Source organism: Acetivibrio clariflavus DSM 19732 (assembly GCF_000237085.1).
Lineage (GTDB): Bacteria > Bacillota > Clostridia > Acetivibrionales > Acetivibrionaceae > Acetivibrio > Acetivibrio clariflavus.
This window is the reverse complement of the sequence record NC_016627.1, coordinates 1436825-1461431: the sequence shown is the minus strand read 5'-3', so window position 1 is coordinate 1461431 and position 24607 is coordinate 1436825. Positions and strand designations below refer to the sequence as shown.

Annotated in this window: 21 protein-coding genes, 1 pseudogene and 1 other annotated feature; of the genes and pseudogenes, 4 read left to right on the top strand and 18 right to left on the bottom strand. The window is 36.7% G+C overall.

What is annotated here, in order from left to right; translation table 11 throughout:
- Positions 1 to 110: 110 nt before the first annotated feature.
- The 7 genes from nifK to CLOCL_RS06165 all read right to left on the bottom strand — a co-directional run bounded on the left by nifK (position 111) and on the right by CLOCL_RS06165 (position 8744).
- Positions 111 to 1472: a nitrogenase molybdenum-iron protein subunit beta gene (gene nifK / locus CLOCL_RS06195; protein ID WP_014254537.1), complete on the bottom strand. Its 1362-nt coding sequence runs from the start codon at positions 1470 to 1472 to the stop codon at positions 111 to 113.
- 29 nt (positions 1473 to 1501) lie between these two features.
- Positions 1502 to 3091, bottom strand: coding sequence for a nitrogenase molybdenum-iron protein alpha chain (nifD, locus tag CLOCL_RS06190; RefSeq protein WP_014254536.1), 1590 nt, complete (start codon positions 3089 to 3091; stop codon positions 1502 to 1504).
- 33 nt (positions 3092 to 3124) lie between these two features.
- The gene (locus CLOCL_RS06185; RefSeq protein WP_014254535.1) at positions 3125 to 3508 is read right to left on the bottom strand and encodes a P-II family nitrogen regulator; all 384 of its coding nucleotides are present in this window, start codon (positions 3506 to 3508) and stop codon (positions 3125 to 3127) included.
- Between the two features lie 13 nt (positions 3509 to 3521).
- The gene (locus CLOCL_RS06180; RefSeq protein ID WP_014254534.1) at positions 3522 to 3848 is read right to left on the bottom strand and encodes a P-II family nitrogen regulator; all 327 of its coding nucleotides are present in this window, start codon (positions 3846 to 3848) and stop codon (positions 3522 to 3524) included.
- Positions 3849 to 3869: 21 nt separating this feature from the next.
- On the bottom strand, positions 3870 to 4691 hold the full coding sequence (nifH, locus tag CLOCL_RS06175; RefSeq protein ID WP_014254533.1) for a nitrogenase iron protein: 822 nt from the start codon (positions 4689 to 4691) through the stop codon (positions 3870 to 3872).
- Between the two features lie 496 nt (positions 4692 to 5187).
- Positions 5188 to 5760, bottom strand: a complete 573-nt coding sequence (locus CLOCL_RS06170; RefSeq protein ID WP_014254532.1) for an ANTAR domain-containing response regulator — start codon at positions 5758 to 5760, stop codon at positions 5188 to 5190.
- Positions 5761 to 6083: 323 nt separating this feature from the next.
- A complete protein-coding gene (locus CLOCL_RS06165) occupies positions 6084 to 8744 on the bottom strand; it encodes a valine--tRNA ligase (protein WP_014254531.1) in 2661 nt (886 codons plus the stop codon).
- Positions 8745 to 9065: 321 nt separating this feature from the next.
- Positions 9066 to 9338, bottom strand: a binding site (T-box leader).
- 360 nt (positions 9339 to 9698) lie between these two features.
- Between CLOCL_RS06165 and CLOCL_RS06155 the strand changes: the two genes are divergently transcribed.
- From CLOCL_RS06155 to CLOCL_RS06145, 3 genes are all read left to right on the top strand, one after another.
- Complete coding sequence (locus CLOCL_RS06155; protein WP_014254530.1) at positions 9699 to 10634, top strand: transketolase; 936 nt, start codon at positions 9699 to 9701, stop codon at positions 10632 to 10634.
- 3 nt (positions 10635 to 10637) lie between these two features.
- Positions 10638 to 11645, top strand: coding sequence for a transketolase family protein (locus CLOCL_RS06150; RefSeq protein ID WP_014254529.1), 1008 nt, complete (start codon positions 10638 to 10640; stop codon positions 11643 to 11645).
- A gap of 121 nt (positions 11646 to 11766) precedes the next feature.
- Positions 11767 to 12933, top strand: a complete 1167-nt coding sequence (locus CLOCL_RS06145; RefSeq protein ID WP_014254528.1) for a RuBisCO large subunit C-terminal-like domain-containing protein — start codon at positions 11767 to 11769, stop codon at positions 12931 to 12933.
- A 43-nt stretch (positions 12934 to 12976) separates the two neighbouring features.
- Here the strand turns inward: CLOCL_RS06145 and CLOCL_RS06140 are convergent, their stop codons facing one another.
- The 8 genes and pseudogenes from CLOCL_RS06140 to CLOCL_RS06105 all read right to left on the bottom strand — a co-directional run bounded on the left by CLOCL_RS06140 (position 12977) and on the right by CLOCL_RS06105 (position 19512).
- Positions 12977 to 13960, bottom strand: coding sequence for a tetratricopeptide repeat protein (locus tag CLOCL_RS06140; RefSeq protein ID WP_014254527.1), 984 nt, complete (start codon positions 13958 to 13960; stop codon positions 12977 to 12979).
- A 35-nt stretch (positions 13961 to 13995) separates the two neighbouring features.
- The gene (locus tag CLOCL_RS06135) at positions 13996 to 15423 is read right to left on the bottom strand and encodes a Rad50 family protein (RefSeq protein WP_014254526.1); all 1428 of its coding nucleotides are present in this window, start codon (positions 15421 to 15423) and stop codon (positions 13996 to 13998) included.
- Positions 15424 to 15651: 228 nt separating this feature from the next.
- A pseudogene (locus tag CLOCL_RS06130) lies at positions 15652 to 16269 on the bottom strand (class II aldolase/adducin family protein).
- 477 nt (positions 16270 to 16746) lie between these two features.
- Entirely contained in the window at positions 16747 to 16971 is a 225-nt protein-coding gene (locus CLOCL_RS06125) for a hypothetical protein (protein ID WP_027622756.1), read from the bottom strand.
- Positions 16972 to 16986: 15 nt separating this feature from the next.
- A complete protein-coding gene (locus tag CLOCL_RS06120) occupies positions 16987 to 17493 on the bottom strand; it encodes a hypothetical protein (RefSeq protein ID WP_027622755.1) in 507 nt (168 codons plus the stop codon).
- A gap of 24 nt (positions 17494 to 17517) precedes the next feature.
- Positions 17518 to 17826, bottom strand: a complete 309-nt coding sequence (locus CLOCL_RS06115; RefSeq protein ID WP_014254525.1) for a hypothetical protein — start codon at positions 17824 to 17826, stop codon at positions 17518 to 17520.
- A gap of 254 nt (positions 17827 to 18080) precedes the next feature.
- Positions 18081 to 18290: a ferritin family protein gene (locus tag CLOCL_RS06110; protein WP_014254524.1), complete on the bottom strand. Its 210-nt coding sequence runs from the start codon at positions 18288 to 18290 to the stop codon at positions 18081 to 18083.
- A 73-nt stretch (positions 18291 to 18363) separates the two neighbouring features.
- Positions 18364 to 19512 (bottom strand): SpoIIE family protein phosphatase, encoded by a 1149-nt coding sequence (locus CLOCL_RS06105; RefSeq protein WP_014254523.1) that lies wholly within the window; start codon positions 19510 to 19512, stop codon positions 18364 to 18366.
- Between the two features lie 383 nt (positions 19513 to 19895).
- Between CLOCL_RS06105 and CLOCL_RS06095 the strand changes: the two genes are divergently transcribed.
- Positions 19896 to 21446 (top strand): IS1182 family transposase, encoded by a 1551-nt coding sequence (locus CLOCL_RS06095; RefSeq protein WP_014254074.1) that lies wholly within the window; start codon positions 19896 to 19898, stop codon positions 21444 to 21446.
- A 58-nt stretch (positions 21447 to 21504) separates the two neighbouring features.
- Here the strand turns inward: CLOCL_RS06095 and CLOCL_RS06090 are convergent, their stop codons facing one another.
- The 3 genes from CLOCL_RS06090 to CLOCL_RS06080 form a co-directional block, all read right to left on the bottom strand.
- Positions 21505 to 22548: an NAD-dependent epimerase/dehydratase family protein gene (locus CLOCL_RS06090; protein WP_014254522.1), complete on the bottom strand. Its 1044-nt coding sequence runs from the start codon at positions 22546 to 22548 to the stop codon at positions 21505 to 21507.
- A gap of 147 nt (positions 22549 to 22695) precedes the next feature.
- Positions 22696 to 22935 (bottom strand): FeoA family protein, encoded by a 240-nt coding sequence (locus CLOCL_RS06085; protein WP_014254521.1) that lies wholly within the window; start codon positions 22933 to 22935, stop codon positions 22696 to 22698.
- A 302-nt stretch (positions 22936 to 23237) separates the two neighbouring features.
- Positions 23238 to 24365, bottom strand: coding sequence for a YecA family protein (locus CLOCL_RS06080; RefSeq protein ID WP_014254520.1), 1128 nt, complete (start codon positions 24363 to 24365; stop codon positions 23238 to 23240).
- Positions 24366 to 24607 lie beyond the last annotated feature (242 nt).

The window sequence follows — 24607 nt, the reverse complement described above, 5'->3', positions numbered from 1 at the left end:
TCATTCCCTTAAGAATAGGATAAAGAATTTTTCCTTTACAGCCGTCATCGGAGTGTAAAATTTGATAGGAGGGAAAACCTGGTTATAACAACCTATACAGAACATTAATTTTACATGATAAGTTCCAAGTCTTCATCGGCAGCATCCCTGTCCTGCCTGTCTAATAAGGTATTGCTTATCATTTCAATTATTCTCATTGCTCCTCTGTAACCCACCAGAGGCATATATGAATGTACACTTCTGTCAAGTATCGGGAAACCTATGCGAACAAATGGAATATCCTCTGCTCTTGCAATATACTTTCCGTGAGTAGTACCCATCAATAGGTCTACCGGTTCTTCCTTTATCCATTGATGCAAAGTAAACAGGTCCCCGGCGGCTTTTACCTTGCCATCAACTCCTGCAGCCTTCAGCATTTCACCAACTTCTTTTTCAAAGCTGTCGCCTGGAGTTCCGGTTAACACATACTTCGGAATCATTCCAAGACTTATTGCAAACTCGGTAAGGGCAATTACCAGGTCGGGATCTCCGAATATGGCAACCTTTTTTCCATGATAGTGATAATGGCAATCCACCATCACGTCAACTACCTGGCCTCTTTCTTCTTCCAACTCATACGGTATTTCTTTTCCGGTAATCTTTGATATCTCCATTAAGAATCTGTCGGTTGCTTCGATGCCAATGGGTGTTTTAAGTACCGTGTAAGGCACTTTACACTTTTTATCCAATTCAAAAGCTCCATCCGCCGATGCAAAGCTTCCCAACGCAATAGTTGCCTTTGAATTGCCTGTATCTATAAGTTCCTCTACTTTTGTCCCCCCGGAAGGATACATTTCATATTTTCCTGTCATGGGAGCGTCCAACACTCCGCTGGTGTCCGGAAACATTATGAATTCTGCCCCGAAAGCCTTTAAGATTCTCTTCATTTCACGCATATCAGCAGGATTTACAAATCCCGGAATCACATTTATTTTTCCGTTGGGTACACCGCTATTCTTCGAAAGGTACTTAACCATCCCCTTAACCATATTGGAAAATCCGGTAATATGCGAACCTACATAACTCGGTGTGTTGGCATGAATTACTATCTTCCCCTCCGGAACCTGAGACTGTAGAATAATCGCCGGTATATCATCTCCTATTGTCTCTGAAAGGCATGTGGTGTGAATAGCAATTATATCAGGATTATATATTGAAAAAACATTTTTAATTGCAGTCTTCAAGTTTGTTCCGCCGCCAAAAACAGCTGCACCTTCGGTAAAAGAACTGGTGGATGCCATAACGGGATCTCTGAAATGCCTCGTCAGAAATTTTCTGTGATATGCACAGCATCCTTGCGAACCGTGGCTGTGGGGAAGGCATTTGTGAATCCCCAAAGCCGCGTACATTGCACCAACCGGCTGACAGGTTTTTGCAGGATTTATAACCAACCCTTTTCTATCGACATACTCTTTGGGTGTAAAATCTAACATATAGAATCCCTCCTTATTTCCATGAATTTTTAGCAGACATAGCTTCCTTCAATGATAGGTTGTGTCTTCCAGGGAGGTGTAACCAGTTTCCATGAAGGAGTTTTCAGTCCCATGGCTATATCCCTTGCAAATATAACCGCACCTCTGAAACCGGCATACGGACCGCTGTAATCGTAGGAATGAAGCTGTTTGGAGAAAATTCCTGCCTTATGGGCAACGTATTTATCCTTAATACCTGAACAGAAAATATCCGGTTTTAAAAGCTTCAAAATTTCTTCAGTCTCATAGTGGTTCAAATCGTCTATAACAAGACTTCCGTTTTTCATCTCCCGTATCATGCCGGTATAGTCGTTAAGCTGTATCTCATTTTTAAGCTGTTCGTACTTTTCTTTCGAAAGAAAGATCCTGTAATGTTTTGGATCCGGTTCCACTTCAAGGTTTTCTATGTTCTTACTGTCCCCGTCTTCCTTTATTGTCGGCAGTACCTCTCTTCCTTCATAATCGTCCCTGTGGGCAAATTCATATCCCGCAAGAACCGTTTCTACGCCAAGGTCTTTGAATAAGTGCTGATAATGATGAGCTCTTGAACCTCCGACAAAAAGTGCAGCTGTCTTGCCCTTGCATATCTTCCTGTACTCTTCAATTTGCGGGGTTATCTCTTCAAGCTCTTCAGCTATTACCGCTTCAGTCCTTGCGTAGAGATCCGGATCATCGAAATATCTCGCCAAATCCCTCAGGCTCTTTATGGTGCTGCTTATTCCGATAAAGTTTACTTTGAGCCAATCCTGGCCGTATTTTGTCCTCATCATGTCACCTATATAGTTGATGGAACGATGGCATTGAATTACGTTCAGAGTAGCTTTATGAGCATATTTCAAATCTTCAACCGTACCGTTTCCAGGAATTAATGCTACAATTTCATAGCCTATCTTTTTTAGAATCCTTTCAATTTCCCAGCCGTCACCGCCGATATTGTATTCACCGAGCAAATTTATTGAATACTTTCCAACGGCTTTTTCACCTGTACCTATTATGTGTTTTATCAAGCCGTTATTGGCAATATGGTGACCGCCGGACTGACTGACTCCTTTATATCCTTCACAACTAAAGGCAACAACCTTTATTCCGAATTCTTTTTGAGCCCTTAACGCCACTGCATGTATATCATCCCCTATAAGTCCCACAGGGCATGTGGCACAGATAAATATGGTTTTAGGTTTAAATATATCTACAGCCTCTCTTATGGCCTGATAAAGCTTTTTCTCCCCGCCGAATACTATGTCACTTTCCTGAAGATCAGTGGAAAAACAGTAGGCTAATAGGTTTAGCTCGTCGCCTTTCGTCCTTCCTTTGTTTCTTCTGGTGCCCCAGGTATAATAGCCACAGCCTATAGGTCCGTGGGTTAGTACAACTGCGTCCCTCAATGGGCCCAATACAACACCTTTACACCCGGCATAGCAGCATCCTCGGTTTGTAATTATCCCCGGAATGGTTCTGACGTTGGCAGCAATAGTCTGGGGCTGTTCAGCGCTATCGTCCTTTACAACAATGTGCTGTTTCCTGTTCTTAAACACTGCCGCAGGATATTTTTCCAAAATTTTATCCAGTTTCTGTTTCATTTTGAATCACCTCAAATCGTTGGAATTACTAATTTAAATTGCCACTTCTCCCGTTTCACCGGTTCTTATTCTGATCACATCGCTTATTGGCATTACAAATATCTTTCCGTCTCCGGGTCTTCCTTTACTGTTGGTTTCAATGATTATATCCACCACTTTTTTAACATCCTGATCTGCGACTACCAGGGACAATAATCGCTTGGGCACAAGCCTGTGCCCTTCGGACATTGCCTCAGCCACAGCCGGGGAAGAGATTTCGGTACCGTTAACCATGTTCTCAATTACCGAAAAATCCACCTTTTTCTTTCCTCTTCCCATGACTTTTCGGCAATTCAGTGCCGCAAAGCCTTCTTTTAGCAGTGCTTCCTTAGTCTTGCTTATCATTTCCATTCTGATAATGGCAAGAACTTCTTTCATATTGCCGCCTCCTTTACAGACCGTTTTCTCCGGAACTTATGGTATATGCCTCTTCCACCGGACTTACAAATATCTTTCCGTCTCCAAAAGCACCGTTGGTACCGGTCTTGGCATTTTTCATAATTATTTTAATCACGTCATCCTTATCCTCATCTTTTACAACTATCATCAACATCTCTTTAGGGATCTCATCATAGAACACTTCTCCTACTTTTACTCCTCTTTGTTTACCGCGTCCCATAACATCCACTTTAGTGACTGCGGGGAATCCGGCATCGCAAAGTTCCGAAAGTACAACTCCCACTTTTTCAGGTCTTATAATAGCTCTAATCATTAACATAATTATCAATTCCTCCTTTCATTACGCATCCAATATGCCGTGTTCCATAAGGATTTCTTCCAGTCTGTCCTGTACCATCGGTTTTGGAATGACAAACATATCATTGTTGTCAATTGCCCTTGCCAATCCTCTATAAACATCTGCCTGCGGATGATCAGGACTATAGTCAATTACTGTCTTTCTGTTTATTTCTGCCCTTTGAACCTGATTATCCCTGGGTACAAAGTATATCAGCTGACTTCCCAACTCTTTGGCAAAGGCCTCCAACAACTCTTTTTCTCCGTCAACTTTTCTGCTGTTGCATATTATTCCACCGAGTCGGGTTCCTCCGGCATTGGCATACTTCTGAATACCTTTGCAAATATTATTTGCCGCATACAGAGCCATCATCTCTCCACTGGCTACTATGTATATTTCCTGCGCCTTTCCTTCCCTTATGGGCATTGCAAAACCACCGCATACAACGTCACCCAATACATCGTAGAAAACATAATCCAAATCATCAGTATAAGCACCAAGGCTTTCAAGCATATTGATTGAAGTAATAATACCTCTTCCTGCACATCCTACTCCCGGCTCCGGGCCGCCCGATTCAACACATCGGATTCCAAACACACCGGTTTTCATTATGTTTTCCAGTTCTACTTCTTCACCCTCTTCCCTCAAAGTATCGAGAACACTTTTTTGTGCCAATCCGCCCAATATCAATCTTGTTGAATCGGCCTTAGGGTCACAGCCTACTATCATTACATTCTTGCCCATTTCGCCAAGACCGGCGGTTAAATTTTGAGTAGTTGTCGATTTTCCAATTCCACCTTTTCCATAAATCGCTACCTGTCTCATACAAATTACCTCCATCCTTTTTTGCATTGATTTCTTAATTTATATTCTTATTGATATAAGAACTCCGGGGCATTTACGCCCCTTTGTTTTTGGCTTAGAGATTTTATTAAAAAAGAATACAAAAAGGGTGCTGTATTTTCACAAATACCAGCACCCGCGGCTTGTGACTAAAAATTCGTATCAGGGAATTTTAAGTCAAGAAATAAGCAATAAAACTATACTGTCACAAAATTTAAAACTTTGCAATCGCCATTTTAAGATTGGTTTAAAATTATAAATTAAGCCACAAATTATATAAATAATCTGTGGCAACCTAGCCTTCAAATTGTAAAATCCGTTCCTGGGATTTTACATTTATTTCTATATTTAATTTATGAATTTATATTAGCATGCATCTTGCAAAAATGCAATAGTTTTTATTAAATATTTTTTATTTTTTATGCATTTTTGCAATTTCAATATTTTACTCTTGCATCTACTATTCTTTTCATTTACATTAACTTCGGGTAAGAATAATTGCATCAGCAATGTATTTCATCGGTATTCTGTTATCTCTGCTTGTTTTCTTTATAAGTTCATAGGCTTCGGCTTCAGACAGCCCCTTTTGCTGTACCAATATCCATTTTGCCTTTTCTATTACCTTTCTGCTCTCTAAAGTATCATTTAATTTTTTTACCTTTTGTTCGTATTCCCAAACCCTTTTAAAATTTAATATACTTAATTCGGCAATTTGATTTATAATTTCATCAAAAACAGGTTTTGTCACATAGGTCATAACTCTTGAATTTCGTAAAAAGTCGGAGATTTCATCACTCTTTATATCCAGGACCAAAGTGCATGCTGCCAGCATTTCCTCATCGATTATCTCCAATACATGCTTTAATTTTGCGAAGTTCTTTCCCACATCAATTACTATATATTCAGGTAAATGCGTTCTGACAAGTCTTAAAATATTGACGGGTTCTTTTGTATATCCGGTATATATCATTCCGTTCGAACACAGTGTATTTTTAAAATTCGCCAAAAGTTTATTATCTTCTCCCACTAATATAAATTTAATGCAGTCCATTTTGATCCCCTCACTTTCATTGTATACTAATTGTATACCAGAATTTCACATTAACTGGAAAGAGTATAAACAAAAATGCTTTCCTGTCAGGCTCATTCCTGAAGCAGGAAAGCATCAGCGCTTTTATCAATTCCAAAGCTTTTGTTCATCTTTTCAAAAACTATTTTATATTTTTCTTATGCAAAATTATGCCTCTCTGTTCAAAAACTTTATACTTCTCTTCATCGTTTCAGGGCATGCTTTCGAACAAATTATGGAATATTTAAACAAATATATTAGATTATATAGTAGCACAGAATATAATTACATTCAAGTACCCCATCCTATTTTTTGCTATTTTTTAAACCGTTAAGCCTTTCTATAACTTTATCATACATCTCTTGATATTTGGCTTTCTTTGCTTTTTCCTCTTCTACAACTTTTGCAGGTGCCTTTGCAATAAAGCCTTGATTTGCAAGCTTTGCATTTACCCTGTCCAATTCCTTCTCAAGGTTTTCCTTTTCCTTTTCAAGTCTTTCAAGCTCTTTTTCAATATCTATCAAATCCTCAAGGGGCAGATAGATTTCTATACCTGGAAGCACTGCAGCCACCGCATCTTTCGGAATATCAGTCTTGTCGGACTGTATTAAAATTTCTGAGCAGGATGCCAATCTTTCAAAGTACATTCTTCCCTCTTCGACAATCTCCCGATGCTCGGGTTTTGAGGCAACAAATATGGTTTTTGCCTTCTTTGAAGGAGGAACATTCATTTCTGCCCTTATATTCCTTATGTTCTTAATGGCACTCATAATGGTATTCATTTTCTCCTCTTCAGCGGAGAAATTATATTCTTCTTTATATTCAGGCCATTTTGAAATCATAATGCTTTCATCGCCATTAATCAAATGGGTGTATATTTCTTCTGTAATAAACGGCATAAACGGATGCAATAGCTTCATAGCCGTTCCCAGGACATAATTCAGCACATACTGAGCTTCAATCCTTGAACTGTCTTCCTTGTCATAAAGTCTGGGTTTTACAAGCTCAATATACCAGTCACAGAACTCATCCCAGATAAACTCATATATTTTCTGCAGGGCTATTCCCAACTCAAATTTATCCAAATTTTCGGTTACTTCCTTAGTAAGGTTGTTTACCCTGCTTAAAATCCATTTATCGGCAGAAGTGAATCTACTCTCATCTACTTTTGAAAAATCAAGATTTTCATCAAAGTTCATAAGTACAAATCTTGAAGCATTCCAAATTTTATTTGCAAAATTCCTGCTAAACTCTACCTTTTCAGTGGAAAATCTCAAATCATTTCCCGGTGAAGTACCTATAGTAAGGGCAAATCTTAAGGCATCGGTACCGTATTGGTCTATTACTTCTAAAGGATCAATACCGTTTCCTAAAGATTTACTCATCTTTCTTCCGAGCGCATCCCTTACAATTCCGTGAATGAATACATATTTGAACGGTTCTTTCCCCATATGTTCCATACCTGAAAAGATCATTCTTGCAACCCAGAAGAATATTATGTCATATCCGGTTACCAAAACATCGGTAGGATAGAAGTATTTCAAATCCTCGGTCTCATTCGGCCATCCGAGGGTTGAGAACGGCCACAGTGCCGAGCTGAACCAAGTATCCAGGGTATCCGGATCCTGTTCAATTCTTGAACTACCGCAATTAGGGCACGTATCGGGCATATCTCTATCCACCATCATGTTACCGCACTCCTGGCAGTAATATGCAGGAATTCTATGTCCCCACCACAACTGTCTTGAAATACACCAGTCCTGAATGTTCTCCATCCAGTTGAAATATATCTTTGCAAATCTTTCGGGTACAAACTTGATGGTTCCGTTTCTTACAACCTCAATAGCAGGTTCTGCCAAAGGTTTCATCTTTACAAACCACTGTTTTGAAATCATCGGCTCTATAACTGTGGAACATCTGTAGCAGGTACCCACGTTATGAGTATGATCCTGAATTTTTACCAATAAGTTTTGCTTTTCCAAGTCTTCAATAATCTTTTTCCTTGCTTCATATCTGTCCATTCCCTGATATTGTCCGGCATTTTCGTTCATTGTGGCATCGTCATTCATAACCTTTATCTGAGGGAGATTATGCCTTAATCCCACTTCAAAGTCATTAGGGTCATGGGCAGGGGTAATTTTAACTACTCCGGTTCCGAAATCCTTTTCAACATATTCATCAGCTATTACAGGTATCTCCCTGTTAACCAAAGGCAGAATTACCATCTTGCCTATTAAATGTTTATATCTCTCATCATCAGGGTGTACTGCCACTGCTGTATCTCCCAGCATGGTTTCCGGTCTTGTGGTAGCAACCACTACATATTCATTACTGTCCTTGATAGGATAGCGTATATGCCAGAAATGTCCCGCCTTTTCTTCATATTCAACTTCGGCATCGGAAATTGACGTATTACATTTAGGACACCAGTTGATAATTCTTTCTCCTCTGTATATAAGTCCTTTTTGATAAAGCCTTACAAATACCTCTTTAACAGCCTCCGATAGTCCCTCATCCATGGTAAAGCGTTCCCGCTGCCAGTCACAGGAGCTTCCCAGCTTCTTAAGCTGTTCAACAATTCTGCCACCATAGTGTCTCTTCCATTCCCATGCTCTTTCCAGAAACTTCTCTCTGCCTATATCCTCTTTGGTAATACCTTCTTTAGCCATGGCCTCTACTATTTTTGCTTCAGTAGCTATGCTGGCATGGTCAGTTCCCGGAAGCCACAGGGTACAAAAGCCCTGCATCCTTTTCCATCTGATAAGGATGTCCTGCAGAGTATTGTCCAAAGCATGTCCCATGTGCAGCTGGCCTGTGATATTCGGTGGCGGAATAACAATGGTAAAAGGTGTTTTGTTTTCATCTATCTCTGCATGAAAATACCCCTTATCCATCCACTTCTGATAAAGTCTATCCTCAACTTGTTTGGGGTCATAGGTTTTGGCAATATTTTTTTCTTCACTCATTTTACATAACCTCCATTTCATTAAAATCTTTTAATCGAAAGTCCTGTAATAATTAAAATTAATCCCTCAAAGCAGCAACATCATGTCCATGTTTTTGACCGTTAATTGCTTTTTATTTTTATACACTGCCATTTTTCCCAAAGTAAGTTCATCTTGAATATTACAAGTTATTTTTATAATGACTGTGTTTATTGACAACCATTTTTGACAAATATATTTACCGCGTCCGGAACCATTAAAATAGTTCCAGTATTTCAAGATAGGATATATCCCTTGCTCATGACAATAAGTTTAAATATAAACTAAAAAAACTTTCATCCGATATTGGACGAAAGTTTAAATTCCGCGGTACCACCAAAATTCCCTATACAGGGCAGCTCATCTCCTTCTCCAAAGCCGCATAGCAGCTTTTTCAAAGTACGGGCTGTAACGGACCTCCACCGCTGCAGCTTACTCACACGTTAAATTAACGGTATTCAGCTACAGAGCTCCCAAGCTACCTTCAACAGCATTAAACCTGAGGAAAACTTCCAGCCTGCGGTTTTCCATCTCTATCAAGTTACACTGCCTACTCCTCTTGTTCATCGCTTCTAAACATTATAATATTTAAAATTAATAATAATGTATTCTTTTTCAGTTGTCAAGGTACTATTATAATTGAATTTTTTATTATAAAATGCTTTTTATTTATTAATGTTTTTTAAAAAATATCCTAGTATAAAGCAAAAGGTATAAAAATCAAGTTTATTGAGATGTCAGCATATCAAGTCTTTAGCAACCTAATTCTTCTTGATTAAAAAGTTATAATACTAACCCTTCATTTATTTTTAAACAGCATAATTGAATAATTATGTATGCAATGGTATTATATTTTACATATATGAATTCGATAGGTTTAGTTTTAAATACTTTTTCAAATATTAAAAACACTGATGTAAGGAGTAATGCAAAACTATGAATACAAAGGATTGCAATGTTACATGGCAGGAAGAAGTCAGACGAGTTGCTTACGGTATAAGGCGCCGTGTATTGGAACATACAATAAAAAATGGCGGAGGATATTTGAGCCAGGCGTGCTCATCAGCGGAAATCATGGCAACACTGTATACAATAGTTATGAATTTAGGAAAGTTGGATTCCCCCCTGACCCCAGGACAATTTCCGGGAGTACCGGGGCCAAACAATCCCAATTATACCAGTGGTGCCATTTATAACGGTCCTAATGGTCCGGAATATGACCGTTTCTTTCTTTCACCCTCTCAGTATGCTCTTGTGGTTTATGCTGCGCTAATTGAAGTTGGGCGCATGGCTGAAAACGGACTGGATCACTTTAACAAAGACGGAAGCATTGTAGAGATGATAGGTGCAGAACATTCACCGGGAATGGAAGTTATGACCGGTTCTTTAGGCCAGGGAATCAGCCAGGCTGCCGGTATTGCAATGGCACGCAAACTTAAAGGCGAAACCGGCAGAGTTGTTCTGTTCTTATCGGACGGAGAATGTCAGTCGGGTCAATTTTGGGAAGCTGTACAGGCAATTTCCTATCACAAACTGGATAATATCCTTGCCTATGTAGATATTAACGGATACCAGTGTGATGGAAAAATGACCAGTGTCATGAATATTGAGCCCTTTGACAAACGTCTTGAAGCATTTGGGGCAAGAGTTTACAGAATTGACGGGCACAATATAGAAGCCATTGCTGCACTGGGCAGTTTAAACCCCGATGGAAGACCTACTTTTATACTTTGCGATACAAACCCCTGCAAAGGAATTGAAATATTGGAAAAAAGGATTCCAAAACTACACTATATTCGATTTGCAAATGCCGATGAAAAAAAGCAGTTTGAGGACGCACTAAAAGTACTGGAATCCCAAGGAGGTTATTAAGAAATGGAAATACTAAGTAAAGTACATGCTAAAAACCTGGTTGCCTGGGCCAAAGATAAACCTAATGTGTTTGTTCTTTCGGCCGACCTGACCAGTTCAACAGAAATAGATCTTTTCAGGGATACATATCCTGAACGTTTTATATCCATGGGTATAGCAGAGCAAAACATGCTGAGTTTTGCCGGAGGTCTTGCCCGGGAAGGCTTTATACCCTTTGTCCACACCTTTGCTGTGTTTATTTACCGAAGGGCCTTTGACCAGATTGCTATGTCGGTATCCTATCCCAATTTACCGGTAAAAATGTTCGGATTTCTGCCGGGGGTCACAACACCGGGAGGTGCAACCCACCAGGCCATTGAAGATATAGCCGTCATGCGTGCCCTTCCAAACATGACAATATTAGAATGCGGCGATGCTACCGATGTTGAATCGGTTTTGGATGTAGCCTATGAAGTAAACGGCCCTGTTTACATAAGGATGATACGCGGAGAGATACCCAGGCTTTTTGCTTCTTCAGACGTTATGCGACTTGGAAAAATCCGAACTATCAGCCACGGTAAAGACTTTGTTCTTCTTTCAACAGGAATTTGTACTGAGGAAGCCATGCGCGCAGTAAAAGTTCTTGAGTCCCATGGCGTATCCATTCATCATATGCATGTTACTACACTAAAGCCTTTTAATGCCCAGGAAGTTCTCGATAGCATAGCTTCTTCCAAATATGGTGTTATAACCATGGAAAACCATTCAATCATAGGAGGCTTAGGAAGCATTATAGCCGAAAACATGGCAGAAGCCGGGCTCGGTAAAAAGCTTTATCGCATAGGACTTAAGGATACTTATTTGCATGGGGCAAGCAGGCAGTATTTAATGCGTGAATACGGAATTGATGCTATGGCATTAATCTCTCAAATAGAATCAATTGTAGGAGAGAAATTCGGTATAGATGAAACCGAGCTTCCAAAAATCCATATAACTCCCGTTCATAGTGATTCAAAGGCAGAAGCTCTTTAAAGCCGGGAGTTTAAATGGTTTTAGAATAATTGCTTTCCGGCATGCGCTAAAACCGAGACGCTGCCGGGAGGCATCAAAATTTGAAACATTAAGATAAATAACAATGGAGGAAAATGAATACATGTTTTTTTCAGAATATAAAGAACCTAAACTTTCCGGAGAAAGATTTTCAGTGATTTATAAACTTTCCGGCAATGAAAAGGAAGCCTATGAAAAAGCAAAAGATTTATGTCTTGAACAAACTGTGGAATTTCCCGGTGAATTACTCCCGGACGGAGCCATCCGGGATTCGATTGTGGGTAGAATTGAATCTTTCAAAAAACATGACAGCATGCACTATATGGCAACCGTCAGCTATGCTGTTGAAACCTCTTCCAATGAATTGACCCAACTGCTGAATGTCGTGTTCGGAAATTCAAGCATAAAACCGGGAATACGGGTTGAAAAGCTTTTACTTTCCGATGTTATTTTAAAAAATTTCAAAGGTCCCCGTTTCGGAAGAGACGGATTGAGGGAATATCTAGGCATAAAAAACAGGCCACTGCTCTTTACGGCTTTAAAACCAATGGGTCTATCCTCGGAAGCTCTTGCCGATCTCGCTTATAAATTTGCTTTAGGCGGAATTGATTTAATTAAGGATGACCATGGACTTTCAAATCAAAGCTTTTCACCCTTTGAAGAAAGGGTTGAACTGTGTGTTAATGCCATTAACAAGGCCAATAGAGAAACGGGTGGAAAATCTGTTTATGTTCCTAATATAACGGCTCCATTCAGTGAAATGGTTGACAGAGCAAGAAAGGCCAAAGAATTGGGTGCAGGTGGGCTATTGATTTCTCCGGGTCTTGCAGGCTTTGATGCAATGAGGGAAATATCGGAAGATGAAAATATTAATTTACCTGTATTTAGCCATCCAGCCTTTTTAGGCACTTTTGTTATGAGTAATGAAACGGGTATTTCCCATGGTGCACTTTTAGGACAGATTATGAGACTTGCCGGTGCCGATGCTACCATATATCCAAACTTTGGCGGCCGTTTTTCCTTCAGTCGTGAAGAATGTGAAAGCATTGCTGTCTGCACATCGGAAAAAATGGGAAATCTAAAACCGATTTTCCCATGCCCTGCCGGCGGTATGAGTTTGGGCAGCATACCAGAGTCACTCAAAGTATATGGAAAGGATGTAATATTTTTAGTAGGAGGAGGTCTTTTCCGACACGGTCCAAATCTTATTGAAAACTGTGCTTATTTCAGAAAGCTTATAGAAAATATAGACCTTAAGGAAATTTTCTAATTTCCTTAAGGTCTTTTTTATCACATATTTGTTCTGTGTTCGTTCAAATAAAATCTTGGCTATTTTTCTTATTAAGATAGCCAAAAAGATTCAATATCTTCAGCTCTTCGTCAGTAACAGTTGTAATATTGTTCTCAACCAACTTTTCCATCATTTCAAGTACCAGTATATCTGCCCATCCTGCCAATAAAAGTTCGCTGCAGCATTCATATACTGACAGATCATAAAGCTCCACATTCCATGCCCAGTCAACATATTTCCACATCATACGCAAAGTCAGTTTTTTTCCTTGCTTTCTCATTGAATTGTATATGTTCTTTACTTTATACTTGTTTCTTCCCAATACAACTGCACCAAAGATGGTTTTTACATATTCGTCAGTACAATCCGGTTCAGGTATGCTTGTAAACTTAGAAGCTATATCCAAATCAAGATAGAGCTTCTCACCGCAATCAGCGATAGCCTTCAGCAAACTCCACCGCATGTTGTCGTCAACCGAGTCCATATATACACAAATCTTTAAGATATTCATAATGTCAAGGCTTTTTTCATTTATTGCCATATAATACATAGCAAGAATCAATATCAATACAACATTTCCCGGATCTTCTCCATATTTCGATAACAAAGGCTGTATTGTCATTTTATGAAACAGCGGACTAAACAGTTCTTTGCTTCTCTGACTAAAGAAATCGTCTCTGGAATAGAATTCTGTGACTCCCCGTACAAGCTTTCTGTTAAATATATTTTTCACACTTATATCCATTCTATATTGAGTATACAGATTTACAGCTTGAACAAACCTTTTTCTAAACACATTGGCAACAATCAATTCCACCTTAGCCCACGTAAAATTCGGGTTCAGTGAAATTGATTTTTCAAAACATTCCTGTGCTTCTTTATATTTGCCCAAATTCATTTTAATTTTTCCCAAATAATAATAAGCCCGTGATTCATTAGGGTTTTTCTTTATGTAGTTCTCGTATTTTGAAGCTAAATCATTTAGCTTTTCCGGATTTATTGCCATTCAACTCACCCTGTAAATAAATTCCCTCTACTTAATTATAAACCGCCTCTTAAAATCCTTTTAACCTCGTCAATCTGCATTCCGATTTTATTTGCAGCAGTTTCATTATATGTTATAACTTGATCCGGCAGCATTACAATAGTCTTTGCCAATAATTTTTCATTTTCTTTAAATTCATCCAACAAACTGTAAAGACCTTTGAATATTTCCTCAATATTCTCTGTCAATTTCTGTGATATCGATTGTCCGCTTTCATCCAAAGTCTTTCTAAATGCTTCAGCAGTATCCTGGCCTAAAATAGACATTTCACCGCTAATCTTAAGCATGAGCCTGTTTATATTATCGTGAAACTCACGGGCTTCAAGAATACGTGTATCCAAATCGGTTTTAAGTGCTTCATTTAAACTTTTCATAACTGAAATTGCATTTTCAATTTCTGTCGTCACTTCACCAAAGTCCTGCAAAATTTTCTCAGTAACAGTCTTTGCACTCTCCTCCAACCCTTGTGAAAAGGTAGTTGCTGTCCTTTCTCCTAAGGAAGCCATTTCCTCCTGTATCCTATCCATAAGCTTGCTTATATTTTCCTGATAACTTTTAGCTTCCTCGCTGCGTAAATTGAAATCATTTTTCATCACACTGCTGAATTCTTTTATTGACACAACAGCTCCTTTGATTTCATCAGCTACAGATATAATATCCTGCAATACTTTCTGAGAAGTTGATTTAGCTGTTTCCTCAATAGTTTTTGCAAATTCATTGGCAGTATTATATCCTAAAATTGAAATATCTCCACTTACCTTTTCTATCAACTGATTTATATTTTCCTGATATTCCTTTGCCTCTTCAATTCTCATACTCATATCTTTTTTCAGAACTTCGCCCAAATCTTTTATAGCCTCAACAGAACCTTTAACTTCTTCCGCAATGCTGCTCATGTCCCGTATAACCTGTTTATTGTATGATGTAATTTCCTCTGTTGCTTCTTTTATATCTCTTGCCAAACTTCCAACGGATGCAAAATTGCTCTCAATGACATTTGTATTAGTGTTCAAATTGTCTGTAAGCCTTTTGTAGCTTTCGCTCATCTTTTCTATATTTTCACCCAGGTTACGGTTAAAGTCAGTAATCTTGTTAACATTTTCAACTAAAACTTTTATAGAATTGTCGAATTTATTCACGGTATCATCCAATACCTGAGATGACAAATTAACTTCCATAACCATACCTTTTAACTTTGTTCCCAAATCATCTATAGAATCTTTAAAAGATTTTTCAATTTTATTTCCAAATTCCGTAAGAGCATTCTGCAGCATATCATTCATTAAAGCGTAATCATCTCTTTTTTTTGGCTGATTTTTAACAAGAATTAAAAGTATAGCTATAAAGGATATAGCAATAAAACCTAAAAGAAAAAATATTCCAGCTGAAGAAACTGTTCCAGTAATAACTCCCGCCAAGTACATACAATCACTCCTAGTTCTTAAGTATTAACAAAATACAAATTGCAATTCAAAAAGATAATGATGATGACAATTATATCTCCTGTAGCTATTCCAACTTCAGCAACAGCGAAGGAGACATAATAATATTCATCTAATTATAGAATACCATATTTTTTTTTTAGAATATATATAAGTTATTCAATTTCTTTAAAAAAGAGCAAATTTTTTATGAATTATAAGCATTTGTAATTATAATTCCCGCGTCTTACCATTTCTCGCTAATCTCTCCAATTCACTTTCTGGTAATTCTTTTTCTCCTCCTAGCAATTTTGTTAATAGAAGGGTTTTTGCCATACTCTCTGCCGCTTCCAGTTTGAAAAAGGCGTTATATATATCATTGCCAACGGTAATTATACCATGGTTGGCTAAAAGAATTATATCATAATTATCAATAAATTCCTCAATACCAACACTTATTTGTTCGGTAGAGGGTTGGCCGTATTTCGCCAAAGGTATTTTTCCAAAGAATGTTATCATTTCGGTATATCCTTTTGTTTCTATAGGCTTATTCGCAACAGCATATGCTGTTGAATAAGGCGGATGAGCATGTATAACAGCTTTTACATCACTTCTGAGTTTATATGCAGCAAGATGAAGTTTAATTTCCGACGAAGGTTTATACATACCTTCCAATACATTTCCGTTTATATCAGTAACAACTATCATATCTTCAGTCAAGAAACCTTTTCAAACTCCTGCCGGAGTTATATATATTTGTTCTCCATCCAGTATTGATATATTGCCTTCATAGGGATTTACGAAACCTTTATCATACATTAATTTTGAAATTTCCAGTATTTTCTTCACTAATTCAGCCAAAACAACACCTCCTAAAACCGTTACTGCTACTTATCTTTATAATCAAAATTCTAGCATACTATAAAAAACTTAGCAAACTCGTTTCTTTAGGAGCTTATAACACAATAGTAACTATAATATAATTTATTGAATCGTGCAAAAAAAGAATTTAATTTTCTGATTTTGAATTATAATTTATTTTATAACAGGTATTATAGTATGAAAAAAATAGTTTCATTGACAAGCAGGTTTTTGTAAACATTGCCATTACTTACCACTTGTAACAATTTACTGCTGCTTGATGATTTTCATTCATTATACAGTTTACTCACAACAGAAGAAGTAGACTAAGGAGATATAGAAACTACAGAAGGATATTTATTTATATCACCGGTATTGTTAACAAAGCTGTATACGATAAAATCATTCAGCTTTACAGGGAAAAACTTGAAGAAGAGCAAATTGAATTTGAGTAAACAGTAAAAGTTAGTCAAAAAATTTCACTTCAATATCTTGTACCTCATCAAATAAAAGACTATGGCAAACAGGTATGGTTTGATTGTTTTTCACTACGTAAACATGTAAACAATACAAAAGCTCATTCCTTGTCAGTACTACACAATAAGTCACGTTATCTTTTTCACGCGTCCAAAACTGGACAACTTTATCTCCTATAGGCAAAAGGTCATAGAGATTCCCACCGGAATGCAAACCAAAATAATCTTCCTAGGGCAAAAGATCCATTATTGGTTCAACCGTTTCAGAAAGTTTTGATTGGCTATCATATACTTGGAACAAATTATAATCATTATAATATTTTGATTGAGTTATAACATGAGCTTTTCTAATGAATTCTTTTTCACCATCATTATCAAAATCAACCCCAAAATAAACATCATGCGGTATAAAGCCTGATAATATATTCTCCGGTAAATCGGTCTTTTTTACCGGATTTGCAGTATTAGGATTATACATTCTATGACTTTTTGTTGCAGCTATCGCTTCATATGCCTGTGCCTTGATCTCTTTCAAAAAACTGCTGAACTCGTCGGTATTATAATTACCATATACTTTTGTAATGATTTCTTTAGGATTATACTTTGTACAGCTAATACTAACTTCGTGTCCTTTCCCATTCTTGTCAATAGAACGTGCTGTAATATTGTGAAGTTCATTATTAGTATCAGAAAAGGGATTAGTTATAAAATAAATTCTGTCATTATATTTAATCAATCGCATTGCATCACGCATCGAGCACTATGGACCAAAGGCATATTTTTCATAAAGTCCATTCTGGTTCTTCTTAAAAATGCCAAAGCCATCCACCATAAACTCACCGCCGGCACCGCTATGAAGCGGTATGCCTATTTCGTCCTCACCATCTCCATCAAAGTCCAACTCATTGAAGGTACATTCATCATATTCCAAATAATTTTTAGCCGTACTAACAGCATAGCTTTCGAATTCATCTCCCGATAAATCAAACCGAATACTCCTTCCATCTTCATAATTTCGGTTTGGTTTAATACCATGTTTTTCAACAAAGCCATTATATGAATTTCCCAACTATAGTCAAATAGCAAAAGGCGAAATCTACATAATTTTTATAAACTATATCTGTAAATTAGTTCTATCAACTGAGAAAAAATATGCTACTATAAGTAAACTAATCTTCAATGTTTTTTTAATGCTGCAAGATACAATATCCTTGCAGCAATTGTGGTAACTAAGACCTCTGAATCATATGGAATTTTACCTTACAGAATCAATTTGTTATTTACAAAGTTCCTGCCTAAGCATTATTCCAACTAATTTTAGCTTCATTCGCCCTTAGCTGTCTTTAACATTTTCGAAAAGGCTTCATACCGGTTTCTAAGTATCTTCTCGTGGTTTTCCTCTTCCATTTTCAATTGCTCGAAAAATTTCTTAACTTCCGGATCCTCTGCTCTCTCAGCCAGCATTGCATAATGCTTTTGAGCTCGAATTTCATCTTCAATAGCTTCCAAAATCCCCTCTAATATCTGATTCATATCAATTTCCTCCATGAACTCATTATAAAATAGTTAAATTACTTTCCTTAGCTTCAAATTCCATTACACCCTTTTATCTTGATTTTTCGGGTAATTTAACAACAACTAAGGTTATATCATCATTAATTTTCTCATGATTCAAAAAATCTGTAAAGTCTTTATGAACTTTTTGCACAATTTGAGCAGGCTTCAAACAAGAAACTTCAGTCAAAAGTTCTTTTAGTCTATTTTCATAAAATTCATTATTAACCCTTTGTTCCGGTAATCCGTCCGACATCATAAACAAAGTCATTCCTGGAGACAAAGGCAGGGAATGATCCTCATATTTTAGCAGACCAGTATCTATTGCTGTTGTTATTGGCAAGCCTACTTTATTCAGTCCAACTATTTTTTCATCATTCCTCACCAGTAAAGGATATTTATGAAATCCTGCATTACAATAAATCAATTCCTTTGTATTCAAATCAAAAACTACCAGAACAAGGCAGACCAGGTATTCCTCCGGATAGCCCTCCTTAATGTATTGTTCGACGAAAAAGTTTATTATTTCCTTAGGAGATAATAATTGTCCCGGTGTGTGCTTAAGTCTAAAATAACTTCTTATTGTATCCTTAACATATATAGCCAGCATGGCACTATCAAGACCATGTCCTGAAACATCGGCTATAAAACATACATATTGTTCGAAAAAATCATTCAACAATCCGTTATCCACCTTAAAAGCATCGAACAAATCTCCTCCAAGTTTTTGTGCAGGGATATACAAGGAGGCAAATGAAATATTTTCGTTGTCGGGAATACTTTCAGGAAGAGAACGTTTGTGAATCTTTATTGCATTCGCTATTTCAATATCCAGCTTATGCCGTATTTTCTCGTACTCTATGTATTTTTCATTACCGTAAATATATATAAGATCATCTTTCCGGAAAATTTTTATATGAAGTTTTACAACTTTATCTTTGCCAACAAATAAAAGCTTTTCCCATCCTGAAGGCCTTTCCGATGCAGTTTCAATAAAGGATTTAGCCTTGTTTATATAATTGTCCTCAACTATATCAAAAAGCGACTTATGCTTTAATTCCATATCAGTATAACTGAGGTATGTCTGCATAGCTTTATTTGAGAAAATGATTTCTCCATTCGTATTGCAAACCAGAATATGATCATCGATTATATCGGCTATTGTTTCATTTATTTTTGCAAAGTCAACACTTTTCAACACAAATCATTTCCCCCTAAATACCGTATTTGTTTGACATGATTATATCACAAATATACATGAGCATCTAAAAAAACTATAAATTATTCTTAATAACCGATAAAACTATTAAACCCGCCATATATGGCGGGTTACTGCAAAAAACCAATTATCAGGAGCTGTTTTGCCAATTTGAATATCAAACAGAGAACCGTCCCTTGTTTGATTCAGTCCCTTGTTTGATTCAAATAGAACAGGGTAGAACAGGGGACGGTTCGAAACCACTGAAAAACACCAAATAAATAATGTAAAACATTCAATATATTTCAACAAATATATAGTAAAAAACCTCCTTCAATGGTATAATGGAATCACGCAAAACCAACACCACAAAGGAGGTTTTTTAAATGCTAAAAGATAAAAATAATCAATTAAGCATCTATTCAATATTATACAATAAAATTCCAGAAAATCATATACTTAAATTAATAAATAATGCAATTGATTTTAGTTTTATTAATAAACTACTCGAAAAGTCCTATTGTAAATATTATGGCAGACCTGCAAAAGAACCTGAACTTATGTTAAGGCTTTTAATTCTTCAATATTTGTACAACTTATCCGATGAACGTGTAATCGAGGAAGCTTCATTAAATCTGGCTTACTTATGGTTTCTTGGAATTAATCCTGAAGAAGAACTTCCCCATCCGAGTTTACTGGCAAAATTCAGAGTTCACAGGCTACAGGAAGTTACAATGGATGAAATAATAACGGAAGTAGTAAAACAGTGTGTAGAAAAAAATATAATTAAGTCTGGTGGAATTAGTATTGATTGTACACACACTCATGCCAATACTGTAAAAAAAGTACCCGAGAGGATATTAAAACATATTGCCAAAAAGATATTTAAAAATTTAGAAAAAGAGGCAGGAGAGATACCGGAAGAAATCAATACAAATATTCCAAACTATAAGGAAATAGCAGATCATAGAGAAGCAAAAGCGACAATGAAGGCTTATGTGGAAGAAGTAATTGCGCAGGTTGAAGAAAAAATTGAAGGGGAAAAACATACGAAAACATGCAAAGTTATAGAAAAAGCCCGTGAGATATTAGAAGACCCAAAATTTATAGAACAAAAGAGTATAAGGTCATTAGTAGACCAGGATGCAAGAGTAGGATATAAATCGAAAACAGAAAGTTTTTTTGGATATAAAACAGAGTATGCAATGACGACAAAAGAAAGGATAATAACGGCAGTAAGGGTATATAACGGTGCATACGTTGACGGTACAGGATTTGAAGAATTAATTGATTTGACAAAGGATAGCGGAATAGAAATAAAAGAGGTATATGGGGATAAAGCATATTTCAGGAAGCCAATTTTAGATGTAATAAAAGAAAACGGTGCCGAAGCGTACATACCGATTAGTGAAATGGTATACAAAATAGATGAGAGTAAATATGCGTATAATAAGGATTCGGACCAATGGTTTTGTGATTATGGGAATTATACCGTAGAGAAGCAGAGAAAGATAAGAAAAAGAGACGGTCGAGAATCATGGAAATATAAGTTTGATGTAGAAGGATGTCAAAAATGTCCAAAGAAAGATCAATGCTTCAAAATAGGGAAATCAAATACTCTAGAAATAAGTGTAAATATACCTGAATATTATGAATACAGCCAAAGAGCAAAAACGAAGGAATTTATAGAAAAATATAAAGAACGAGCAAGTCAAGAGTGGAAAAATGGAGAGATGAAGAGATTTCATGGATTAAGCCGTGCCCGAGGGTACGGCTTAAGAAGCATGTCAATGCAATCAAAATTAACAGCATTGGCAGTAAATTTAAAGAGGATAGCCCAACTGGTATCCTCTTTAAGTAAAAATAATCATTATTTTTTGCTTTTGAAAATTAGAATTAAATGTTTTCGGCTGTATAAAACTGTAAAAGTGGCTTAAAAAACCCTACTTTTTCAGTGGTTTCGAACCGTCCCCTGTTCTCTGTTCTATGTTTGGTTTAGAAGAAGAATTTTGCCACTTTGAGAATGCCCTGCTTCCACGGCACTCTATGGGATATTCCCGTCTTTCCTTGAAATTTATCCAAATTTTCCAAATACCATTTATAGTTTCTGATCAAAGCATCCTTGTTTGAATATTTAGGCTTGAAGCCCAATATTTTTTCTGCCTTTTCTATGGATACGAAAGAGTCTTCACAGGCTGTCTCATAAACCCATTTATATAGAGGGGACAGCTTTAAGAACTCCAATATCCTCAAGGCAAGAATCACCGGTTTTGCAGGAAAACCTATAATTTTCTTGCCGAATCCTGCATAATCCAATACAGCCTGATAATCTTCCTTCATTGTAGTAAACTCTTTTGCGCCTATATTAAAAGTATCGTTTACCTTATCCTTAGGGCCTTCGGCAGCAAGATATATTGCCTCGCATAAATCCTCCACGTCCAAAAGCTGATACCTGTTGTTTCCGCTTCCTATCATTGGAAAATTCTTACCATCCTTTGCCCAATCATACAAAAGAGCGAAAACTCCCAGCCTTTCCGGTCCGATAAAAGACTTCGGACGAATTATCGGTATACACATACCTTTATTTCTATATTCCAAACATACTTCTTCAGCCTTTATCTTTGCCTGTCCATAAGGACCAACTCCATCAAGTTTGTCATCCTCCATTAAAGGATGATGATCCGGAATACCATAAACAGCCGTTGAAGATATGTGTATTACCCTCTCCACTCCATGTGTAAATGCCGAATCAACTACATTCCTGGTTCCGTCCACATCAGTTGAAAAAATATCCTCTTTTTTATACAAAGGCAAAGCTGCCGCAGCATGAACCACTATATCCACTTGTTCCATTGCCTGATCGACAATTTTTCTGTCTCTGATATCGCCTGTGATAATCCTAACTTTATCTTTAACATCCTCATAATCAAACTCGGCAATATCAAGGGAAGTTACTTCACAGCCTTTATTTAGCAAAAATCTTATAAGGTTGATACCTAAAAAACCTGCTCCTCCAGTTACTAAAAACCTTTTTCCCATGTTTATTATCTCCCGTTCATTTTTTATTGACCAAATAAGTATATATAATATATAATTAAAGTTTAATCCAAATTGCAACGTTTATTATACTTAATTGAATTTTTAAAATCAAGTATTTTAGGATAAATTCACCTATAGATTCAACCTTTATAGAGCTTCAACCAATATTTTAGCTGCCTCTTCCGAGCGTAAAGCAATTACAGCACCTCTTATATAGTAAGCTACAGGATCTCCCGACGGACTTTTTTGCAATGCTTCTATCACAGTATCAGATATCAGACCTAAATCCAGCATTCTTCTTCTGGTCGTTCCTTCGGAAGTAAGCAATTTTACCCGTGCTTTTTTGCCTATAGGCAAGTTATTTAATGATATATATTTATCTTTCATAAATTGATCCTCCAATTAGTTATGTGTACAAATTATATATACTCTTTTCAGCTTAGAGCAAAACTTTTTCCCTACACTAAAATATGTATGACTAAAATAATATGTTACATAAGTTGTTTTTACTATCATTCTCCTGACATTGCTCTTCCCTTTATAATTCCTTCATTAGTCAATATTTTAATTTTACATCTGTAAATTATACCTTTAAACAAAAACAAACATCCACGATTAAACTGTATATATACAATTCAATCTTGGATGCTTGCTTATCAAAATTTCTTAATCCAAAGCCAATAATTAGCTCATATTTTGCCGCAGCAATGTTTGTATTTTTTTCCACTCCCACAATAACATGGATCATTTCTTCCAATTTTCTTAACTGTTCTAGGTTGGGGCTTTTGAAGCTGCGGTCCGTCGACTGGGACTTTTGCCCTGCTTTTGCCCAATTCCGCCGGCATGTGTCCGCGCAGTCCCCACTTTCTTGTATTATCCGAAGCAACCCTTAACATCCTCATAAACTCTTCGGCTTCATCTTCATCATTAAGTTCTATTCCCATATCTTTCAGCATATCAATAATTACTTCCAGGGAAAGATCCAGTTGAAATACACCTAAAATATCGTAAAGCAAGTCTTCTACTTCATTTTCATCCAGAATGTTTTTGCTCCAAATAAATTCTTCAATTTTTTTAAAGTAGCTTGAGGACAATGAATGTTCAATATCTGAATAAAAGGCTATATCGCTCTTTGTTGGCAAAAAATAGGGGCCTCTGTACGAATTTTTTATAAGAGCGAGATACTGTTTCTCATCTTCCATAAGGTTTGAAACAACATATCCCTTGTCATACCAAAAATACCCCTGACGCTTATCCATTGCTCTAACATATTCTTTAGCATCATCAACGGTTATTTTTTCTTTATTGTACATATTCCAGACATCAACCAACTGTTCGATTCTGTACGCTCCATACAGATTTACCAAAGCCAACGTATATGTAAATAACTTTTGTTTACGTTCAACCCTGCGCTCAAATTCCTCGCTGTATGATTGGGGAAGCAAACTTAACAACTCTTTTGGAATAACAGGATATATATGCCCATTATGATTAAACAAATAGGCATACCCAAACCATTTTAATGTAGCATATTGCTTTTTTTCTATATCATTCATTTCTTCATTGGGGTTTTGCTTAACCCTGTTTAAAAACAACCATTCTGTCTCATTCAAATATTCCACATCGTTAGGAAAATTATCAAGCATTTTCGGAATTAATTGTTCGATAATATCGGCATCAGAAGTCCCTTCATCCACTTGCAAACCGTGAATTTGCGCAAGTTCAAGAAGCCTATAACCCCAATATAATTGCAAACACTCTTTCAAGCTTGTCTTAGGCTCACCTTCAAAGCAATCAAACATAGATACTCTGCCCATTTATATTCTCCTTTAACTAATATTAAGAATTTTCACAATTTTACAGCATACTCTGAAACAAATCATTATATGAATTTATCAACATTGCCTTTAAGGCCAATAATTACTGTATACTTGTTATTATACAAAAAAAATATTTAAAACAAAAGCCTTGTTTTAGTCCTAAATGTATAAGGTTATACCATTAATGCTTTCTAACATCGCCATTTTAAACTTCTTCCCAGCAAAAAAGCACACCCTAT

What these genes read in the sequence shown, in the direction of transcription:
- CLOCL_RS06080 (WP_014254520.1), bottom strand. Translation starts at nt 24,365, where the DNA reads ATGGGCAGAGTATCTATGTTTGATTGCTTTGAAGGTGAGCCTAAGACA.
- CLOCL_RS06155 (WP_014254530.1), top strand. Translation starts at nt 9,699, where the DNA reads ATGAATACAAAGGATTGCAATGTTACATGGCAGGAAGAAGTCAGACGA.
- CLOCL_RS06180 (WP_014254534.1), bottom strand. Translation starts at nt 3,848, where the DNA reads ATGTTAATGATTAGAGCTATTATAAGACCTGAAAAAGTGGGAGTTGTA.
- CLOCL_RS06165 (WP_014254531.1), bottom strand. Translation starts at nt 8,744, where the DNA reads ATGAGTGAAGAAAAAAATATTGCCAAAACCTATGACCCCAAACAAGTT.
- CLOCL_RS06150 (WP_014254529.1), top strand. Translation starts at nt 10,638, where the DNA reads ATGGAAATACTAAGTAAAGTACATGCTAAAAACCTGGTTGCCTGGGCC.
- CLOCL_RS06085 (WP_014254521.1), bottom strand. Translation starts at nt 22,935, where the DNA reads ATGAAAGATAAATATATATCATTAAATAACTTGCCTATAGGCAAAAAA.
- CLOCL_RS06090 (WP_014254522.1), bottom strand. Translation starts at nt 22,548, where the DNA reads ATGGGAAAAAGGTTTTTAGTAACTGGAGGAGCAGGTTTTTTAGGTATC.
- CLOCL_RS06110 (WP_014254524.1), bottom strand. Translation starts at nt 18,290, where the DNA reads ATGAATCAGATATTAGAGGGGATTTTGGAAGCTATTGAAGATGAAATT.
- CLOCL_RS06135 (WP_014254526.1), bottom strand. Translation starts at nt 15,423, where the DNA reads ATGTACTTGGCGGGAGTTATTACTGGAACAGTTTCTTCAGCTGGAATA.
- nifH (WP_014254533.1), bottom strand. Translation starts at nt 4,691, where the DNA reads ATGAGACAGGTAGCGATTTATGGAAAAGGTGGAATTGGAAAATCGACA.
- CLOCL_RS06185 (WP_014254535.1), bottom strand. Translation starts at nt 3,508, where the DNA reads ATGAAAGAAGTTCTTGCCATTATCAGAATGGAAATGATAAGCAAGACT.
- CLOCL_RS06145 (WP_014254528.1), top strand. Translation starts at nt 11,767, where the DNA reads ATGTTTTTTTCAGAATATAAAGAACCTAAACTTTCCGGAGAAAGATTT.
- CLOCL_RS06170 (WP_014254532.1), bottom strand. Translation starts at nt 5,760, where the DNA reads ATGGACTGCATTAAATTTATATTAGTGGGAGAAGATAATAAACTTTTG.
- CLOCL_RS06095 (WP_014254074.1), top strand. Translation starts at nt 19,896, where the DNA reads ATGCTAAAAGATAAAAATAATCAATTAAGCATCTATTCAATATTATAC.
- CLOCL_RS06140 (WP_014254527.1), bottom strand. Translation starts at nt 13,960, where the DNA reads ATGGCAATAAATCCGGAAAAGCTAAATGATTTAGCTTCAAAATACGAG.
- nifD (WP_014254536.1), bottom strand. Translation starts at nt 3,091, where the DNA reads ATGAAACAGAAACTGGATAAAATTTTGGAAAAATATCCTGCGGCAGTG.
- nifK (WP_014254537.1), bottom strand. Translation starts at nt 1,472, where the DNA reads ATGTTAGATTTTACACCCAAAGAGTATGTCGATAGAAAAGGGTTGGTT.